Annotated in this window: 20 protein-coding genes and 1 riboswitch; of the genes, 10 read left to right on the top strand and 10 right to left on the bottom strand. The window is 38.1% G+C overall.

The annotated features are described in order from the left end of the window. Positions 1-22: 22 nt before the first annotated feature. Together WKH56_RS05125 and WKH56_RS05120 are read right to left on the bottom strand one after the other, a co-directional pair. Entirely contained in the window at positions 23-1,060 is a 1,038-nt protein-coding gene (locus WKH56_RS05125; RefSeq protein ID WP_048019669.1) for a cytochrome d ubiquinol oxidase subunit II, read from the bottom strand. A gap of 15 nt (positions 1,061-1,075) precedes the next feature. Then, the gene (locus tag WKH56_RS05120; protein WP_028411859.1) at positions 1,076-2,410 is read right to left on the bottom strand and encodes a cytochrome ubiquinol oxidase subunit I; all 1,335 of its coding nucleotides are present in this window, start codon (positions 2,408-2,410) and stop codon (positions 1,076-1,078) included. 152 nt (positions 2,411-2,562) lie between these two features. Here WKH56_RS05120 and WKH56_RS05115 point away from each other — a divergent pair, with 152 nt between their 5' ends. Next, positions 2,563-2,808, top strand: a complete 246-nt coding sequence (locus tag WKH56_RS05115; protein ID WP_013059552.1) for a type B 50S ribosomal protein L31 — start codon at positions 2,563-2,565, stop codon at positions 2,806-2,808. A gap of 29 nt (positions 2,809-2,837) precedes the next feature. On the opposite strand, the gene WKH56_RS05110 is transcribed toward WKH56_RS05115, so the two are convergent. Next, complete coding sequence (locus WKH56_RS05110; RefSeq protein WP_028411857.1) at positions 2,838-3,797, bottom strand: metal ABC transporter solute-binding protein, Zn/Mn family; 960 nt, start codon at positions 3,795-3,797, stop codon at positions 2,838-2,840. 83 nt (positions 3,798-3,880) lie between these two features. Next, on the bottom strand, positions 3,881-5,068 hold the full coding sequence (locus WKH56_RS05105) for a GTP-binding protein (protein WP_310884124.1): 1,188 nt from the start codon (positions 5,066-5,068) through the stop codon (positions 3,881-3,883). A 119-nt stretch (positions 5,069-5,187) separates the two neighbouring features. Here WKH56_RS05105 and WKH56_RS05100 point away from each other — a divergent pair, with 119 nt between their 5' ends. After that, complete coding sequence (locus tag WKH56_RS05100; RefSeq protein WP_028411855.1) at positions 5,188-5,760, top strand: beta-class carbonic anhydrase; 573 nt, start codon at positions 5,188-5,190, stop codon at positions 5,758-5,760. 3 nt (positions 5,761-5,763) lie between these two features. Here the strand turns inward: WKH56_RS05100 and yidD are convergent, their stop codons facing one another. Next, positions 5,764-5,991 carry a membrane protein insertion efficiency factor YidD gene (gene yidD / locus WKH56_RS05095; protein ID WP_080754454.1) on the bottom strand — a complete coding sequence of 76 codons (228 nt, stop codon included), beginning with the start codon at positions 5,989-5,991 and terminating at the stop codon, positions 5,764-5,766. A gap of 150 nt (positions 5,992-6,141) precedes the next feature. On the opposite strand from yidD, the gene WKH56_RS05090 reads away from it, so the two are divergent. The 5 genes from WKH56_RS05090 (at position 6,142) to ytkD (ending at position 8,696) form a co-directional block, all read left to right on the top strand. Then, the gene (locus WKH56_RS05090; protein ID WP_013059547.1) at positions 6,142-6,615 is read left to right on the top strand and encodes an S-ribosylhomocysteine lyase; all 474 of its coding nucleotides are present in this window, start codon (positions 6,142-6,144) and stop codon (positions 6,613-6,615) included. A gap of 163 nt (positions 6,616-6,778) precedes the next feature. Further along, positions 6,779-7,219 (top strand): Dps family protein, encoded by a 441-nt coding sequence (locus WKH56_RS05085; RefSeq protein WP_013059546.1) that lies wholly within the window; start codon positions 6,779-6,781, stop codon positions 7,217-7,219. 81 nt (positions 7,220-7,300) lie between these two features. Further along, positions 7,301-7,726 (top strand): phage holin family protein, encoded by a 426-nt coding sequence (locus WKH56_RS05080; RefSeq protein WP_014457957.1) that lies wholly within the window; start codon positions 7,301-7,303, stop codon positions 7,724-7,726. Positions 7,727-7,800: 74 nt separating this feature from the next. Continuing rightward, positions 7,801-8,121, top strand: a complete 321-nt coding sequence (locus tag WKH56_RS05075) for a hypothetical protein (RefSeq protein ID WP_033579584.1) — start codon at positions 7,801-7,803, stop codon at positions 8,119-8,121. 104 nt (positions 8,122-8,225) lie between these two features. Next, complete coding sequence (gene ytkD, locus WKH56_RS05070; RefSeq protein ID WP_034271379.1) at positions 8,226-8,696, top strand: RNA deprotection pyrophosphohydrolase; 471 nt, start codon at positions 8,226-8,228, stop codon at positions 8,694-8,696. Positions 8,697-8,742: 46 nt separating this feature from the next. Here the strand turns inward: ytkD and WKH56_RS05065 are convergent, their stop codons facing one another. The 3 genes from WKH56_RS05065 to WKH56_RS05055 are packed head-to-tail and all read right to left on the bottom strand — an operon-like array spanning position 8,743 to position 11,306. Next, positions 8,743-9,549 carry an ABC transporter permease gene (locus tag WKH56_RS05065; RefSeq protein ID WP_033579585.1) on the bottom strand — a complete coding sequence of 269 codons (807 nt, stop codon included), beginning with the start codon at positions 9,547-9,549 and terminating at the stop codon, positions 8,743-8,745. Continuing rightward, positions 9,536-10,306: an ABC transporter ATP-binding protein gene (locus tag WKH56_RS05060; protein WP_025750714.1), complete on the bottom strand. Its 771-nt coding sequence runs from the start codon at positions 10,304-10,306 to the stop codon at positions 9,536-9,538. The genes WKH56_RS05065 and WKH56_RS05060 overlap by 14 nt, the downstream gene beginning before the upstream one ends. Position 10,307: 1 nt before the next feature. Continuing rightward, entirely contained in the window at positions 10,308-11,306 is a 999-nt protein-coding gene (locus WKH56_RS05055; protein ID WP_048019671.1) for an ABC transporter substrate-binding protein, read from the bottom strand. A gap of 172 nt (positions 11,307-11,478) precedes the next feature. Here WKH56_RS05055 and WKH56_RS05050 point away from each other — a divergent pair, with 172 nt between their 5' ends. Both WKH56_RS05050 and WKH56_RS05045 read left to right on the top strand, forming a co-directional pair. Continuing rightward, positions 11,479-12,261, top strand: a complete 783-nt coding sequence (locus WKH56_RS05050) for an alpha/beta hydrolase family protein (protein ID WP_028411850.1) — start codon at positions 11,479-11,481, stop codon at positions 12,259-12,261. A 54-nt stretch (positions 12,262-12,315) separates the two neighbouring features. Then, positions 12,316-12,558, top strand: coding sequence for a DUF2584 domain-containing protein (locus WKH56_RS05045; RefSeq protein ID WP_028411849.1), 243 nt, complete (start codon positions 12,316-12,318; stop codon positions 12,556-12,558). A gap of 34 nt (positions 12,559-12,592) precedes the next feature. Here the strand turns inward: WKH56_RS05045 and pckA are convergent, their stop codons facing one another. Beyond that, on the bottom strand, positions 12,593-14,182 hold the full coding sequence (gene pckA / locus WKH56_RS05040; protein ID WP_028411848.1) for a phosphoenolpyruvate carboxykinase (ATP): 1,590 nt from the start codon (positions 14,180-14,182) through the stop codon (positions 12,593-12,595). A 373-nt stretch (positions 14,183-14,555) separates the two neighbouring features. Continuing rightward, positions 14,556-14,673, top strand: a riboswitch (SAM riboswitch). Between the two features lie 132 nt (positions 14,674-14,805). Here pckA and metK point away from each other — a divergent pair. Then, positions 14,806-16,008 carry a methionine adenosyltransferase gene (metK, locus tag WKH56_RS05035; protein WP_013059536.1) on the top strand — a complete coding sequence of 401 codons (1,203 nt, stop codon included), beginning with the start codon at positions 14,806-14,808 and terminating at the stop codon, positions 16,006-16,008. A 33-nt stretch (positions 16,009-16,041) separates the two neighbouring features. Here metK and WKH56_RS05030 read toward each other — a convergent pair whose 3' ends face one another. Continuing rightward, positions 16,042-17,187, bottom strand: coding sequence for a glycosyltransferase family 4 protein (locus tag WKH56_RS05030; RefSeq protein WP_310884123.1), 1,146 nt, complete (start codon positions 17,185-17,187; stop codon positions 16,042-16,044). Between the last annotated feature and the right edge of the window lies 1 nt (position 17,188).

Genomic DNA, 17,188 nt, shown 5'->3' with positions numbered 1-17,188 from the left:
CGGTCAAGTGCTGACCGGGTTTTTAATATGGCTTCTTTTTGCTGTATTCTTTATTATCTTTCATAAATAGACGCCAGAAATAAAAGAATCCAGGAAATAAAATCGCAAAGCCAACAATATACACAATAAATAACGAATGGAACGCATCGGGATGTGTAAATCCATTCTCAATCGTTACGTTTGGATACACGACATACGGTAAATGACTTCGTCCGTATACGTAACTTGCTAAGAAATATTGAAGGACGATTGATACCACGGCTAAACGAGGCATTCCTTTTCCTTTTTGAGAAGGCAGCAGCAGAGCAATACCAGCTACTACAAATAGACCTACAGACCCGTAAAGAAGTGGCTTAAACTGCATCATTTTATCATATAACCAGCTGGCTTCTGATTGCATTGTAATCATAATAAAGATAGCCATTAGCAGTGAAAGAGGTCCTGTAATGAGCGCATCGCGCCGATAGACCGCATAAGCTTCCATTTCGTCAGATGACTTCGAGTAATCTGCTAATAAAAGAGACGACAGAAACAGGGAAGAGGTAATGGCAAAACCAATAAATGAATAGACGTGCGGACTTGAAAACACTTTTGCTAAATTTAATCGCTGCGTTCCGTCAATTACATCAATAAATCCACCTTGACTTACGGGCAGTACGGCGATTAAAAAAGCAGGAATTAATACGCCAGATATACCAGATACATAAACCAACGCTCTCCGATATTTGAAGCTGCCAGCATAGTGTGAAAACACTAAAAATCCGCTTCGAATAGATAAGAGAAGTAAAATGATACTCCCCGGTACTAGTAGCACTGTTCCAAGCGTAAATGTAGCTCGCGGAAAAAAGCTAAACAGCGCAACAACAATCGCAACGATAAATACATTGGTTACTTCCCAAGTAGGCGAGAGATATCTGTTTGCTACATCTGTAGCATTTGTTTTCGTACGGTTAATATAGACCATCGACCAAAAACCAGCTCCAAAGTCCATCGTTCCCATTACAGCATAGATAAAAATGAAGCCCCATATTACAGTAATTGCTAGTAATGAATCACCCATATTCTCACATCCTTTTTAATCTGCTTGCGCAGCAAGCTCTTTAGAAAGCGGATTTCGTCTAAAATAAAACACCAGTACAAGGGCGACTGCGGCCACGAGTACGATATAAACAAGCAAAAACAAGAAAAATAAAATATGCAAATTAGCAGAAGTAGTAACGGCTTCTGATGTACGCATGATGCGGTAAATGACCCAGGGTTGTCTGCCTGTACATGCGAAAATCCATCCGAATTCAATGCCCATAATCGCGAGAGGGCCCGTTGCGACAAATGCCCACATGAAAACTTTAGGGAAGCTTTTCTTCTTTAAAAACTTGTACCAAACAACGCCCACTAGCGCCACTAAAATTAAAATCGATCCGATAATGACCATACCGTTAAACAAGGTATGCACAAAAAGCGGCGGCCAATAATCTCTAGGGAAGTCATTGAGTCCAGTAATCACTGTATTAAAGCTATTACCCGACAAGAAGCTGAGCATCCATGGAAACTCAATGCCATACTTGACTCGCTGTTCTTTTTCATCTGTAAATCCGCCTAAAGCTAATGGCGCATGATCTTGCGTTTCAAATAGACCTTCAGCTGCTGCAAGTTTTTCGGGTTGATATTCGTATACTTTTTGCATCGATTCATGTCCATTCAAAGCTGTTACAAAAGAAAAAATCCCGCCGATTACTAATCCCATCATCAATGCTTTATGATGAAATTTATATTCTCTTGGATTATGTTTTCGCGCACGAAGCATTTTAAAGGCAGCGACTGAAGCAATGACAAAGCCTCCGGTTGTATAAGCAGAAACGGCTACGTGACCGGACGTTACAAAGAAACTCGGATTAAAGAAAGCTGCCCAAGGATCTACGCTTACAATTTCGCCATTTAAAATTCGAAAGCCAGCAGGTGTTCCTTCAAATGCGTGCACGTTTGTAATTAAAACGGCAGAGGCAAGAGCGCCTATTGCTACTAAAATGAGACTGATAATCCTCATTTTTCGAGAAATACGGTCCGCTGCGTATACGTAAATAGAGAGAAAAAGAGCCTCAATAAAGAAAGCATAAATTTCAATTTGAAAAGGAAGAGCCATCACTTTTCCTACGATTTCCATAAAACCCGGCCAAAGCAACGCTAATTGCACACCAGCAATCGTTCCCGTAGGAATAGCGACTCCAAGCAGGACAGCAGCTCCTTTTGTCCAGCGCTGTGCCATAAGTTCATAATCTTTATCTTTTGTTTTGTAGTAAAGAATTTCAGCCAATAAAATCATGAGAGGAATGCCGACGCCAAGAGTGGCAAAAATGATATGTACTCCCATGTTCAGACCAAACATTGAACGTGCAGTAACTAAATGATCCATTCATTTTTCAACCTTTCCAGTAAAGTATTGATAAACCTTATTGTCCACTTTTTACCACGCTTTATGCATCAGAATTGGTAAAACATATAACTTGAAAATAGTAATCATTACGATTATAATAAGTATATATTGTTTTAAAGGAGAGATATTTAATGAAAACAAATATTCATCCAGACTATCGTAAAGTTGTGTTTATGGATACAAATAGCGGAACATCATTTTTATCAGGATCTACAAAACAATCAAATGAGACCGTCCAATGGGAAGATGGCAACACATATCCGCTTTTAAAAGTTGAAATTAGTTCGGATACACATCCATTTTATACAGGAAAACAAAAATTTGCTGATAAAGGCGGCCGTGTGGAACGCTTTAAGCAAAAATATAAATTACAATAAAAAAACTAGCCGAGAGGCTAGTTTTTTTATTAATATAATGCTTTTTTCAACGTATCAATGTTGTGTTGCATAATGGAGAAATAATCTTCTTTATTTTTAACATCGTTTTTCGTTAATGACTCTAAGTTATGAAGTGTTAAAGCTTGAGCTCCCACTTCATTTTTTACAAGTGTAGACACTTTAGGCTTTAAATTTTGGTCAAAGATAAAGTATTTGATATGGTCTTTTTTTGCTTGTTTTACGATGTTTTCTAATTGTTTTTGAGACGGCTCATTTGTAGGAGATAAACCCGCTACGCTAATTTGCTTTAATCCGTATCGTTTTTCCCAGTAGCCGTAGGCTGCATGTGATACTAAAATTTCTTTATGAGGTGCGTCGCCAATCGTTGTTTTTAACTCTTGGTTCACATCTTCAAGCTGAGTCTTTAAGGATTGGAAGTTCTTTTCAAATTCTGCTTTTTTATCTGGTTTTAATTCAACAAGTTCATTTTTAATATTTTCTGCTAATTGAATAGCTAAAATAGGATCAAGCCAAACGTGAGGGTCTGTATCTCCGTGGTGATGCTCTTCTTCATGTGCATGTTCGTCCTCATGGGCATGCTCATCTTCAGAACTCTTTGCTAGTTCAATTCCTTTTGCAGCTTCTACTAAAGCGACATCTTCATTCTTTAGCGTAGACTGTGCTTTATCTGCAAAGCCTTCAAGCCCAATTCCTGAGTAAACGAATGCGTCCGCGTTTGCGATTTTGACCATTGTTTTTGTGGTAGGTTCAAATGAGTGAGCATCTACACCGGTTGGTAAAATGCTTTTAGCTTCTACATATTTTCCACCGATTTTTTCAGTGAAATCCTGTAAAGGGTAAATTGTTGTGTAAACTTCTAATTTTTTATTTTTATTATCAGATGCGTTATTTGCACTGCTTGAACTGCACCCTGCAAGGGCTGTTCCAATTCCTAATGCCAGCACCATTAAAAGTGGTTTGAATTTCATTATGTTGCTCCTTCCGTTCGTATCGTAACCATTTATGACCTATGTTATTATATCGTAATTATTACGATTTGAAAACTAAAAATTTACGCACTTACTGTAAACTTAGGAAGGGGGTCTTTGAAAGTAGCCCAATCTTGATTCATTTCCTCATTTGTCAGCAAACAGTGGTCTAAAGTTTCAATTATTTCAGCTTTGTTCATATCAATACCAATCAATACAAGCTCGTTAATACGGTCTCCAAATTGTTCATCCCATTTTGCTCGTAATTCAGGTTCTTCCTTTAAGGTTTGTTCCCTTTCCTCTGCTGTGTACGTTGCGACCCATTCACCCGCTCCTTGAATCATAATGGACGTACCTGCTTGAGAAAGAAGTCCTGCCATATGGTTACGTGAAGCAAGCCAGAAAAATCCTTTTGCACGTACAATATCAACCGGCCAGTCCTCTAACCATTTCATAAAGCGTTCAGGATGAAGGGGACGATTCCTTCTATATACAAAAGAAGAAATACCAAACTCTTCTGTTTCAGGCGTATGGTGTTCTTCATTTAATTCTTTAATCCACCCGGCTCCTTGACTAGCTTTTTCAAAGTCGAATAAGTCGGTATGAAATATGGCTTCAAGTTTTACCTCACTATTAATTGTTTGGATAACAGTGGCCTCTGAGTTTAATTTGTGAAGAACAGCCTGCAGCTCATCTGCATCATCTTTTGTTAACAAATCAACTTTGTTTAATAAAATGACATTTGCAAATTCAATTTGATCGATTAATAAATCAACCACTTCTCTTTTATCGTTTTCATCCGTTCCTTCTTTGCGGTCTAATAAGCTTTCGCCGGATGAAAAGTCTTCCCAAAAGCGATTAGCATCTACTACAGTGACCATCGTATCTAATGAACATTTCTGAGTTAAATCAATGCCAAGCTCTTCATCAATATAAGTAAATGTTTGAGCAACAGGGATAGGTTCGCTGATTCCGGAAGATTCAATGACAATATAATCAATATCATCATTGTCAGCGAGGCGTTCTACCTCTTTCATTAAATCATCTCGAAGCGTACAGCAAATACAGCCATTTTGCATTTCAACAAGTTTTTCTTCTGTTCGAGAAAATCCGCCTTGTTTAACTAAGTCTGCATCAATATTTACTTCGCTCATGTCATTGACAATGACCGCGACCTTTAAACCTTCTTTATTTTTTAAAATATGGTTCAAAAGAGTTGTTTTACCTGACCCAAGGTATCCGCTTAAAACGGTAACGGGAATTTTTTTCACTGTTATAACCTACTTTCTTGTCTTTAAATAATAATGATTACGATTTAACACTTTTCATCTTATAGGAAAAAGTATTATAATACAAGAAAGAATTTTTTTTATGAAGGAGAAGACAGCAAATGAGCTTATTACAAGATGTTTTAGAATTCAACAAAAAATTTGTAGAAGAAAAGAAGTATGAACTTTACGAAACAAGCAAATTCCCTAATAAAAAAATGGTTATTTTATCGTGTATGGACACAAGATTGGTAGAATTGCTTCCGCACGCTTTAAATCTGCGTAACGGAGACGTGAAAATTGTTAAAAATGCAGGAGCACTTGTTTCACATCCATTTGGAAGTATTATGCGAAGCATTTTAGTAGCTGTGTACGAGCTACAAGCTGATGAGGTATGTGTAATTGGTCACCATGACTGCGGAGCAGGTAAACTTCAGGCGGAACCTTTTTTAGAGAAAGTAAGAGCAAAAGGCATCTCAGATGAAGTGATTAATACCATTGAATATTCTATGGACTTGAAAAAATGGTTAACGGGTTTTGATTCAGTAGAAGAGACTGTTCAGCATAGTGTAGAGACAATTCGTAATCATCCTCTATTTTCAAAAGATACTCCTGTACATGGACTAGTTATTGATCCAAATACAGGAAAGCTAGATGTTGTTGTAAATGGGTATGAAGCAATCGAAAACAACTAAAGCTTAGTGTGATTTTTTCTCAGGTACTTCATCGATGCCACCCGGATGGAACGGGTGGCATTTTAAAATGCGTTTTATAGTCAAATAAGATCCCTTTACGGCACCAAAGCGTTTAATGGATTCAACTCCGTACTGGGAGCAAGTAGGGTAAAACCGGCACCTTGCCGGAAGAAAAGGCGAAATTCCTTTTTGATATCCTTTTATAAGTAAAAGCAAAAGCTTTGCAATCATTTATTATCACGTTCTTTCTTTCGTGTTTGCTCATACTATAAGGGATAGAAGGAATAAAAAGCAACTAAAAGAAATAAAGGTTATTAAATGGATGAAATATATCGGAATTGCATGTTATGATAGGTGAAAGAAGAAAAAAGGAGTGGTATTATGCCATCAGTAGAAAGTTTTGAGCTAGATCATAATGCAGTTAAAGCACCTTACGTAAGACACTGCGGTGTTCACAAAGTGGGAAGCGACGGCGTTGTAAATAAATTCGATATTCGTTTTTGCCAACCAAACAAACAAGCAATGAAGCCGGACGTTATTCATACGTTAGAGCATTTATTAGCTTTTAATATTCGTACTCATGTAGAAAAATACGATCACTTTGATATTATTGATATTTCGCCTATGGGATGTCAAACGGGATACTACTTAGTAGTGAGCGGGGAGCCGACTGTACGTGAAATTATTGATTTGTTGGACGATACGCTAAAAGATGCAATTAACATTACTGAAATTCCAGCAGCAAATGAAAAACAGTGCGGTCAAGCAAAACTTCACGATTTAGAAGGAGCAAAACGCTTGATGAAGTTCTGGTTAGAACAGGACAAAGAAGATTTAGAAAAAGTATTTGGCTAAAAATAAGCAGTCCGCTGGGCTGCTTATTTTATTTGGAAAAAGATGAAGACGTTTCTCTGAGTCTAAAGAAAGGGAAATGTCTCTTTTTATGAAAAAAATGTTTTAATCAACTAAAAAAGGGTACAACTATACTATATAAAGAGTTCATAAAGGAGCGAACAACATGGCAGCAAATGTAAATGAAATTGTTAATAAACAAGTGGCAAACTTTAGTGTAATGTACATAAAACTTCATAATTTTCATTGGTACGTGAAAGGTGAACAATTCTTCACTCTTCATGAAAAGTTTGAAGAGCTGTATACGGAAACAGCTACAATTATTGATGACCTTGCAGAACGCCTTTTAGCACTAGAAGGAAAACCTGTGGCAACAATGAAAGAATCGTTAGAGCTTTCTTCTATTAAAGAAGCGGATGGAAGCGAAACGGCTAAAGACATGGTTGCTTCTTTAGTAAGCGATTTTGATACGCTAACTGCTGAATTAAAAGAAGGAATGGATGCAGCCGGTGAAGCGGGCGATGAAACAACAGGAGACATGCTGTTAGCTATTCATCAAAGCTTAGAAAAACATACGTGGATGTTAAAGTCATTCCTAGGCAAGTAAGTAAAACCTGCGAGCAATCGCAGGTTTTTTTATGATAAGATGGACGAACACTTTTTTTTCACCGGCATATACTGTAGGGATATGACTGCTGAAAGGGTGAAAAAAGTGGATATGCAGAAGCTTTCTGTCTTGATAATTTCAAGTTTAGGTTCACTGGCTTTTTTTTTATTTGGAGAGTGGGACTATTTACTAATGGCTTTAGTAGCATTAGTGGCAATGGATTACTTGACAGGCACGATTGCAGCTTTTATAAATAAACGTTTATCTAGCAAAGTAGGTTTTAAAGGAATTGCCAAAAAAATTTTTATTTTTGCCATGATTGCTGTAGCAAACTTTATCGATTCTGTATTTTGGGAAAACGGTCATATTATTCGAGATGGAGCTATTTTGTTCTATATTTTAAACGAAATGATTTCAATTACAGAAAACGCAAGAATTGTAGGGGTTCCAATTCCAGAGCCGTTAAAAAAAGCAATAGCGATTTTAAAAGACCGCTTTAAATCGTAGAGTGTATAAAAAAAGAATAAGATACACATAAGAAAGATAAGTTGGCACTAGAAAGAAGGAGCTGAATATCTTTCATGACAAAAAAATATTATGTATCTCTGAGTTCAGGGGAAATCAATCAGTCAAATACTGCTTCAGATTGGAATTATGCGATTGAAGCAACAGATGAAGAAGTGGAGCAGCTGAGAACCTATTTAGATCAGCGCGCTTCAAGCGATTGGTCAAGCTTTTGGCGATCCCATATTCCGTATCTGGAATATCATCATGATTCTCAAAATGATATGTACGATAAAACAACAGTTGACATATATGCCATGCTTTATCAGCTGGGAGACGATGAAACAAAATCACATATCAAACAGATGAATATTTTATCTTCAGATAGAACGGAATAAGGGGTAAAATGCAAAGAAAAAAAGTACGAGCATACTTTTCTTATCAGGTATGGCCATAATGTATGATAAAATAAGGGAAAAATCAAATGGAGTTTGAGTCGACCATGTACACATTTAAGGATGCATATCATAATCAAGTATTTTTATCATTTGAAAAAAATCCATTCTCGAAAACTCCACGTCATGTTTGGGTCGTATGCAGGTATGAAAATCAATGGTTGCTAACGAATCACTCAAAACGAGGTTTAGAATTTCCCGGAGGAAAACTAGAAGGCAATGAAATACCAGAAGAAGCAGCGGTTCGAGAAGTGTTTGAAGAAACAGGCGGAGAAGTCTCTTCTTTAACTTATATTGGTCAATATAAAGTAGTAAGTAAAGGAAAGACCATTATTAAAAATATTTATTTTGCTACGATTGGAAATGTAATTAAAAAAGAAGACTACATGGAAACAGATGGTCCCGTAATGATTGACGAACTACCTTCGGGCATTCAACAAGATGATGCGTACAGCTTCATTATGAAAGATAATGTTTTGCAGTATGTAATGAAATATGTAAAGCGAACATTTTTGTAAAAGCATCATATCAACGAAAATACCCCCGTTTGTACGGGGGTATTTTTTATGAGCGTCGAATCAATTTCTTTTCTAGATAAGCCACGCCTTGGTACATAATCGTAGCGAAAATGGCAATTAATAATAAGCTGAGAAGAACAAGAGTAAAGTTGAAGACTTGGAAACCATAAATAATCATATATCCAAGCCCTTTTGAAGAAACTAAAAATTCTCCTACGATGACGCCTACCCAAGATAAACCGACGTTTACTTTAAATGTGGAAATAATGGCAGGCATGGAAGCTGGAAGAATTGCTTCTTTAAAACAGCGGGTTTTCGTTGCCCCGAAGCTTTTTAGTAATTTAATATAGTTTGGATCCACTTCTTTAAAGGCTGTGTAAACGACGATGGATGTAATGATAACGGATATAATCGCTCCCATCGTTAAAATTGAGAAAAATCCTGGCCCAATTGCTACAATTAAAATAGGGCCCAGCGCTACTTTAGGCATGGCGTTTAAAATAACGAGGTAAGGGTCTAATATATGTGCAAGCCTAGTTGAATACCAAAGGGCCGTTGCAAGTAAAATACCTAGCACTGTGCCTAAAATGAAGCCAAGAACTGTTTCGAATAACGTAAAACCAATATGTTCTGCCAGCGAGCCGTCGGCAAGTTTAATTAAAAATAAATGCCATACTTTAGTAGGGGAACTGAAGATTAAAGGGTCAATCCACTTTAAACGAGAAGCCAGTTCCCAGAAGCTAAAAAAGGCTAAGAAAATGACCAGCTGTACGCTCAGTACTAATCGTTTTTCGCCCCGAACCTTGCGAAGGTAGCTTTCGTGAAGAGTATCTAGGGAGCTAGTGGGTTTCAAGTTGATCAAGCTCCTTCCATATGTCCATAAATAAATCGTTATAGACAGGATGCTGTCGTGCTTCAAACGGAGAGAGGGTTCGTAAAATAGAAGGAACCGTGAATGTTTTTGCGATTTTTCCTGGCTTGGCTGAGAATAAAAAGATTCGGCTGCTCATAGCAATGGCTTCGCCGATATCGTGCGTGACCAAAACGGCCGTTTTTTGATAAGTCATCAGTGTTTTGGAGACAAGTTCTTCAAGCTTGAGTTTTGTTTGAAAATCAAGTGCTGAAAAAGGTTCATCCAAGAGTAAAATAGCGGGGTCAATGGCAAGTGTTCGGACTAAAGCGACGCGTTGTCTCATGCCTCCGGATAATTGGTGTGGATATAGGTCATCTACGCCTTGTAGACCAATTTCTTTTAGGAGCAGCAGTGCTTTACTCTCCGTTTTGTCTGTTAGCTGTCCGCGAATTTCAAGCCCAAGTAAAATATTTTCTTTAATGGTTTTCCACGGAAACAAATAATCTTGTTGAAGCATATAACCGATGTTTGGAACTGATGTTCCGATATTTTCACCGTCTATTGTGACAGAGCCTGACGTTGGTTCAATCAAGCCTGCAATAATCGATAGAAGCGTCGTTTTTCCACATCCGCTTGGGCCGAGAAAGGAAACGAATTCTCCTTCTTCAATAGACAAATTAATATGTTCAAGTGCAGTGGTAGCAGACTTTGTCGTAAGGTACATATGTTGAACATCTTGAATGTGAAGTTTTGTCATATTACTCCCTCATTGCATCTTTTGCGAATTTTGTGTTGACTAGCTTGCTGTGATCAATGTGTCTTGGAAGTTCTCCAGATTCGTCCATGATTGTTTGTAAATGATCCCACTCTTTCTCATCTAATAAAGGGTTAGTTGCAAAGGATTTTTGCGATTTATAGCGGTCAATAACAGTTTTTAGCGTGTCTTTAGGTGTATCTTCAAAATACGGTGCAACCACTTCAGCAATTTCATCTGTGCTATGTGTATTCACCCATTTTTGTGCTTTGTAAATAGCTCGAGTAAATTTAGCTGCTGCTTCAGGGTTATCTTTTAAATAGCTTTCTTTGGCCATAAATGTTGTATAAGGAACTGTTCCTGATTCTTTTCCGAAGGAAGCAACGATATGTCCTTTTCCTTGTTTCTCTAAAATACTAGCCGTTGGCTCAAATAATTGAACGTAATCTCCAGTACCAGAAGCAAAAGCATTCGCAACGTTAGCAAAATCAATGTTTTGAACGAGTTTTACATCTTTTTTAGGATCAATATTATGCTGTTTCAACACATATTCCCCTACCATTTGCGGCATGCCGCCTTTACGTTGACCAAGAAACGTTTTGCCTTTAAGCTGATCCCATGAGAATTGATTGACCTTTTTACGCGCTACTAGAAATGTTCCATCGGTTTGGGTTAGCTGTGCAAAGTTGATGACGGGATCACTAGACCCTTGTGCATATACGTAGATTGACGTTTCCGAGCCGACTAAGGCGACGTCGATGCCATCAGATAAAAGTGACGTCATTGTCTTATCTCCGCCCCAAGTTGTTTTTAAATCTACCTTTAGTCCTTCTTCTTCAAAAAAGCCTTTTGAAATAGCGACGTACTGGGGAGCATAAAAGATAGAGCGAGTTACTTCGCCGACACGAACCGTTTGTACAGATGTTGTTTTGCTGCAGCTAATTAGTGGAATGAGTAAAATCATAATAGCAAGCAAAGAAAAAAGCCATTTAATTGGTTTCATAAAGCAAGCCTCCTTAAAGTAATAAAATATTTTATGATAATGTATGTAAAGAAGTGGAAGAAGGTGAGTGCCTATATAACTATGTGGAAAATCAAAGAAGTAGTAGTCAACGACTGAAAGTAAACCTTAGCGGAAGAAAGTAGGCTAGTTATATAAAGAATGGAGGAAAAAAATGAAAGATGGAACAATTCTTCATAAACAGCGTTTCCCATCATCAAATCCTCGCGTGACGCTGTGGGTGATTACATATGCATGTCAAGGGCTTAAGATTAAAGGAATGCTTGCAGAGCCAAAAGAAAAAGGAATGTATGACGGCTTTTTATACTTAAGAGGAGGTATTAAGAACGTAGGAACGGTTCGCCCTGCTCGCCTCATTCAATTTGCTTCACAAGGTTTTATTGTGATGGCTCCGTTCTATAGGGGAAATCAAGGAGGCGAAGGAAACGAAGATTTTGCAGGAGATGATCGTTACGATGCTTTTGCTGCTTACGATTTACTGAAACAGCTCCCTAACGTCCACCATGACCGCATTCATATTTTTGGGTTTTCACGAGGGGGAGTGATGGCTTTACTCACAGCCATTGAAAAAAAAGACAGCCGTTCTCTTGTGCTGTGGGGAGGCGTCACGGATATGGTGCTGACATATGAAGAAAGAGAAGATTTAAGAAGAATGATGAAGCGGGTGATTGGAGGAACTCCTTCTAAATATCCTGAAAGATACGAATGGAGGACACCTTTGCATCGTGCTCATCTCGTCGAGCCGCCGGTCTTGCTTATTCATGGTTTAGAAGATAAAAACGTCTCAATTGATCATTCCTATCAGCTCGAATCTAAACTAAAGAAGTCCAATAAAAAAGTTACCAGCTGGTATTTTGAAAACTTTCCACATGCTTTTCCACCAAAAGAAAACCGAGAAACGGTAAAGAAGTTAACGAAGTGGATGAAAGCGCAATAAAAGATATGCTACGATAGAAAAAACAAGTAGAATAACAGTGAGGAGTGAGAGAAAATGGGGATGCCGCTAGAATTAAATACAATGATTGTGACAAAAGGCAACGAAAAGCGTGTAACAGATAACATTTTTCAAGTTGAGAAAAAAGGATATCGTTTGTATCCGTTAGATATTCCATTAAACATTCACAAAACGAAAAATGGAGAATGTATTGGAACTGCTGTTGTGCGTAAGGTAGAAATGGAGCAGGAAAAAACCATTGTCACATATGAACTGACAAAATTACATTCGACTAACTAAAAAACCGATCGTCTATAAGACGATCGGTTTTTTATTAGACTCTAGGTCCGCCTAATGTTGAAATGTCCGATGCTACATCATTAAAACGCTTGAAGTTCGCTTTGAATTTAGCGGCAAGTTCAGTTGCTTTTTGGTTATAAGCTGTTGCATCGTTCCATGCTTTAGAAGGCTGAAGCACTTCATCAGGAACTCCCGGAACATGAGTTGGAATCGATAAACCAAAAATAGCATCTGTTACTGTTTCGGTATTAGCTAGTTCTCCTTCAAGAGCTGCTTGAACCATAGCTCGAGTGTAACTTAACTTCATTCGTTCACCCACGCCGTATTCACCGCCGGTCCATCCAGTGTTTACAAGGTAGACATTTACGTTATGTTCATCGATTTTCTTTCCTAGCATTTCTGCATAAGTTGTTGGAGCAAGAGGTAAGAAAGGCTCACCAAAGCATGTAGAGAAAGTAGCCTGTGGCGATGTTACGCCGCGCTCTGTTCCAGCTAATTTACTAGTGTATCCGCTCAGAAAATGGTACATCGCTTGTTCTTTTGTAAGCTTGCTGATTGGAGGTAAGACGCCGAAGGCATCAGCAGTTAAAAAGACAATAGCTGTAGGGTGCCCAGCAACGCTTGGCAATACCGTATTATCAATAGAGTCAATTGAATAAGCGGCACGAGTATTCTCTGTTAAACTATTATCATTGTAATCTGCTACTTTTGTATTTTGATTCAACACTACATTTTCCAGTACTGCGCCGAAGCGAATTGCATTAAAAATTTGCGGTTCTTTTTCTTCGGAAAGCTGAATGCACTTCGCGTAGCAGCCTCCTTCAATATTAAATACACCAGAGCTTGACCAACCGTGCTCGTCATCTCCGATTAAACGACGGTTTGCATCAGCAGAAAGCGTTGTTTTACCCGTTCCAGATAAACCAAAGAATAATGCAACGTCACCTTCTTCTCCTACGTTAGCAGAACAGTGCATGGATAGAATATTGTTTTGAGGAAGCAAGAAGTTCATCACTGAAAAAATAGATTTTTTCATTTCACCAGCGTATTCAGTTCCTCCAATTAGCACAATGCGTCGCTCTAATGAAAGAATAATGAAGGTTTCAGAATTCGTCCCGTCTGTTTCAGGATCAGCTTTGAACGTTGGAGCTGCTACAATTGTAAACGGCTTCACATCATCATTTGTTTTTTGTTCAGCTGAAGGGCGAATGAATAACTGCTGAGCGAATAGGTTGTGCCATGCAAATTCATTAACTACTTGAATTGGTAACTGATACTTTTTATCAGCTCCAGCATATCCATTAAAAACAAAAAGTTCATCCTGTTTCTTTAAGTGGGTTAAGACTTTTTTGTATAGCGCATCGAATCGCTGAGCAGAAATTGGCTGATTGACGGGTCCCCATTCAACCGTTTTTGAAGATACAGCATCGCTTACAATAAATTTATCCAAAGGAGAGCGACCTGTATATTTTCCGGTTTCGACTGACACAGCACCTGTAGAAGTCAGCGTTCCTTCGCGTCGAGCTAGAATTTTTTCAACAAGTTGTGGAACAGATAATTGGTGTTTTGTTGTTTTTAATTGAAGCAAACCATTTAATTCGATAGACATATCAACAGTACTCATGTGCACTACCTTCCTTTTTAGCTATTATTTATTCATTAATGTTTGAAATTTATAATTAGTATAACACATTTATTTAATTATTCTATACTATTTAACTAAAAATGTTTGTGTATTATAAAAAAATGTACGTTATACCTATTTTAGACACATGTATATGTGCTAGAAGCGAAAAAAGTGAAGCTATTTCAAGTGAAAGCCTTTTTTTGGTCTGTCTTGTTAACCAAACTTCGTGATCATTCTTAATAAGGTATACTATTTTTAAATTTGAGTATGTTACATTAAAACAGATTCAAACATAAAGAGATGATTTCCATTTGAATGTTGTTGACAGTGAAGCGCTTTTTCATGTATTATATGTCCTTGAACGGATACTCTCTTATCCCGAGCTGGTGGAGGGACAGGCCCTGTGAAACCCAGCAACCATCGTCATTTTTTTGTGTAGACGATAAGGTGCTAACCTGATGCAAGGGCACAACCTTGATCGATAAGAGTGAAAGGCTTATGTAGAATTTGATACCTTTCCTCGATACAAGGAAAGGTTTTTTTATATTTTTTAACGTGTAATGAAAATAAGGGAATGAGTACCGTATCACAATGTATCGTATTTATAAGGAGGAAAACTGATGTCAACACAACGTCGTCTGTTCACGTCAGAATCTGTTACAGAGGGACATCCCGATAAAATTTGTGACCAAATTTCTGACTCAATTCTTGATGCTATCCTAGCAAAGGATCCAAATGCTCGTGTTGCTTGTGAAACAAGCGTAACAACTGGTTTAGTTTTAGTAAGCGGTGAAATTACAACTTCTACTTACGTGGATATTCCTAAAACAGTTCGTGAAACAATTAAAGGAATTGGCTATACTCGTGCAAAATACGGATTTGATGCTGAAACTTGTGCAGTATTAACATCTATCGACGAGCAGTCAGCTGATATCGCTGCTGGTGTAGACCAAGCGTTAGAAGCACGTGAAGGTCAAATGTCCGATGAAGAAATCGAAGCAATCGGAGCTGGAGACCAAGGGTTAATGTTTGGTTATGCATGTAACGAAACAAAAGAATTAATGCCTCTTCCAATTTCATTAGCTCATAAACTTGCTCGCCGTCTAACAGAAGTACGTAAAGAAGAAATTCTTCCTTACCTTCGCCCGGATGGTAAAACACAAGTAACAGTTGAATATGATGAAAACAACAAACCTGTTCGCATCGATACAATTGTTATTTCAACTCAGCATCACCCAGAAGTAACGTTAGAGCAAATTCAACGTAACTTAAAAGAATATGTAATTAATCCAGTTGTTCCAAATGAGTTAATTGATGAAAATACAAAGTATTTCATTAACCCAACAGGACGTTTCGTAATCGGCGGCCCTCAAGGAGATGCTGGTTTAACTGGTCGTAAAATTATCGTTGATACTTACGGCGGATATGCTCGTCACGGCGGCGGTGCATTCTCTGGTAAGGACGCAACAAAAGTAGACCGTTCAGCAGCTTATGCAGCTCGTTATGTTGCGAAAAACATTGTAGCAGCTGATCTTGCTGATAAATGTGAAGTACAACTAGCATATGCAATTGGTGTTGCACAGCCAGTATCTATTTCAATTGATACATTCGGTACAGGAAAAGTTTCTGAAGAAGTACTAGTAGATGTAGTACGCAAAAACTTTGACCTACGTCCAGCAGGCATCATTAAAATGCTTGATTTACGTCGCCCAATTTATAAGCAAACAGCAGCTTACGGTCACTTTGGTCGTACAGATGTGGAGCTTCCTTGGGAGTTCACAGACAAAGCTGAAGCATTAAAAACTCAAGCTTTAGCTAAATAATAAAAAAAATCTCCGTGAAAACGGAGATTTTTTTTATGCCCATTGAATACCTTCAGCAGATTTTTCTACGACATCTTCATATTCTGAAAGCAAATGCTGAAAAATGGCGTCCCATGATTGAGTAAGAGCATAGTGTCTCGCTGCATGGCCAAAGTGAAGCCGCTGGTGCAAATCATCAAGTAAACCTGTAATAGCCGAACTGAATTCTTCTAAGGAGTGAGGTTTGCAAAGGTAGCCGTTTCGCCCGTGCTGAACCATCTGTTTAACTCCTCCTGCATTTGCTGCCACCACGGGAGTTCCAGAAGCAAGAGACTCCAGTACGACATTTCCGAACGTTTCTGTTTCTGAAGGGAAAACAAACAAATCAGATGAAGAATAGATATGAGCAAGTTGCTTACCTTCAAGAAAGCCTGTAAATGTCATATGCTCAGATGCTTGCTGTTGCATTTGTTCTTTTAAGGGACCATCTCCCACAATAAGCCAGTGAACTTGGTGGCGGATATGATCAGGTAAAGATCGGGCAATTTTTAGTAAAAAATCAGCGTTCTTTTCTTTAGCTAACCTTCCTACATACGTTAAGATGTAGGGTTTTTTTATATTATATTTAATACGAATATCAAAGCGGTCATAGTGGGGATGGAACAATTTGTGATTTACCCCTCGCGACCAAATAGCTACGTTGTGAAACCCTTGTTTTTCTAGCTGCTGTTTGGTCACTTCGGAGGGAGCGAATAATTTTTGTACAGGTTTATAAAACCATTTCATATATTTTTGCAGTGGTACACGCATTTTTTCAAGTTCATAGTGAGATAAATAATCATCAAAATTGGTATGATAAGAGCCGACAAGAGGAATACCTAATCTTTTTCCGTAATAGGAGCCGGAAAGCCCCATTGTAAAAGGAGTGGCCAAATGAATAAGAGAAGGGTTGAATTCCTGCAGCTGCTTTTTAATTTTTAGAACGTTTGGCAATGAAAAACGGCTGTTTGGATAAAGGAAAAACGGCATGCTAGGCGAGCGGTGAACATACGTTGAAAACGACCGATTATGAGCAAATTCAGGAGCAAATACCTGGATGGGAATTTGCTTTGATTTGACATACTGAGTAAATTGATAAAGTGTTTTAGCAGCTCCGTTAACTTCCGGAGCAAATGTATCTGTAAATAAAGCAATTCTCATG

The sequence above is a fragment of the Priestia sp. SB1 genome (genome assembly GCF_038898415.1).
This window is presented reverse-complemented; position numbering and strand designations above follow the sequence as displayed.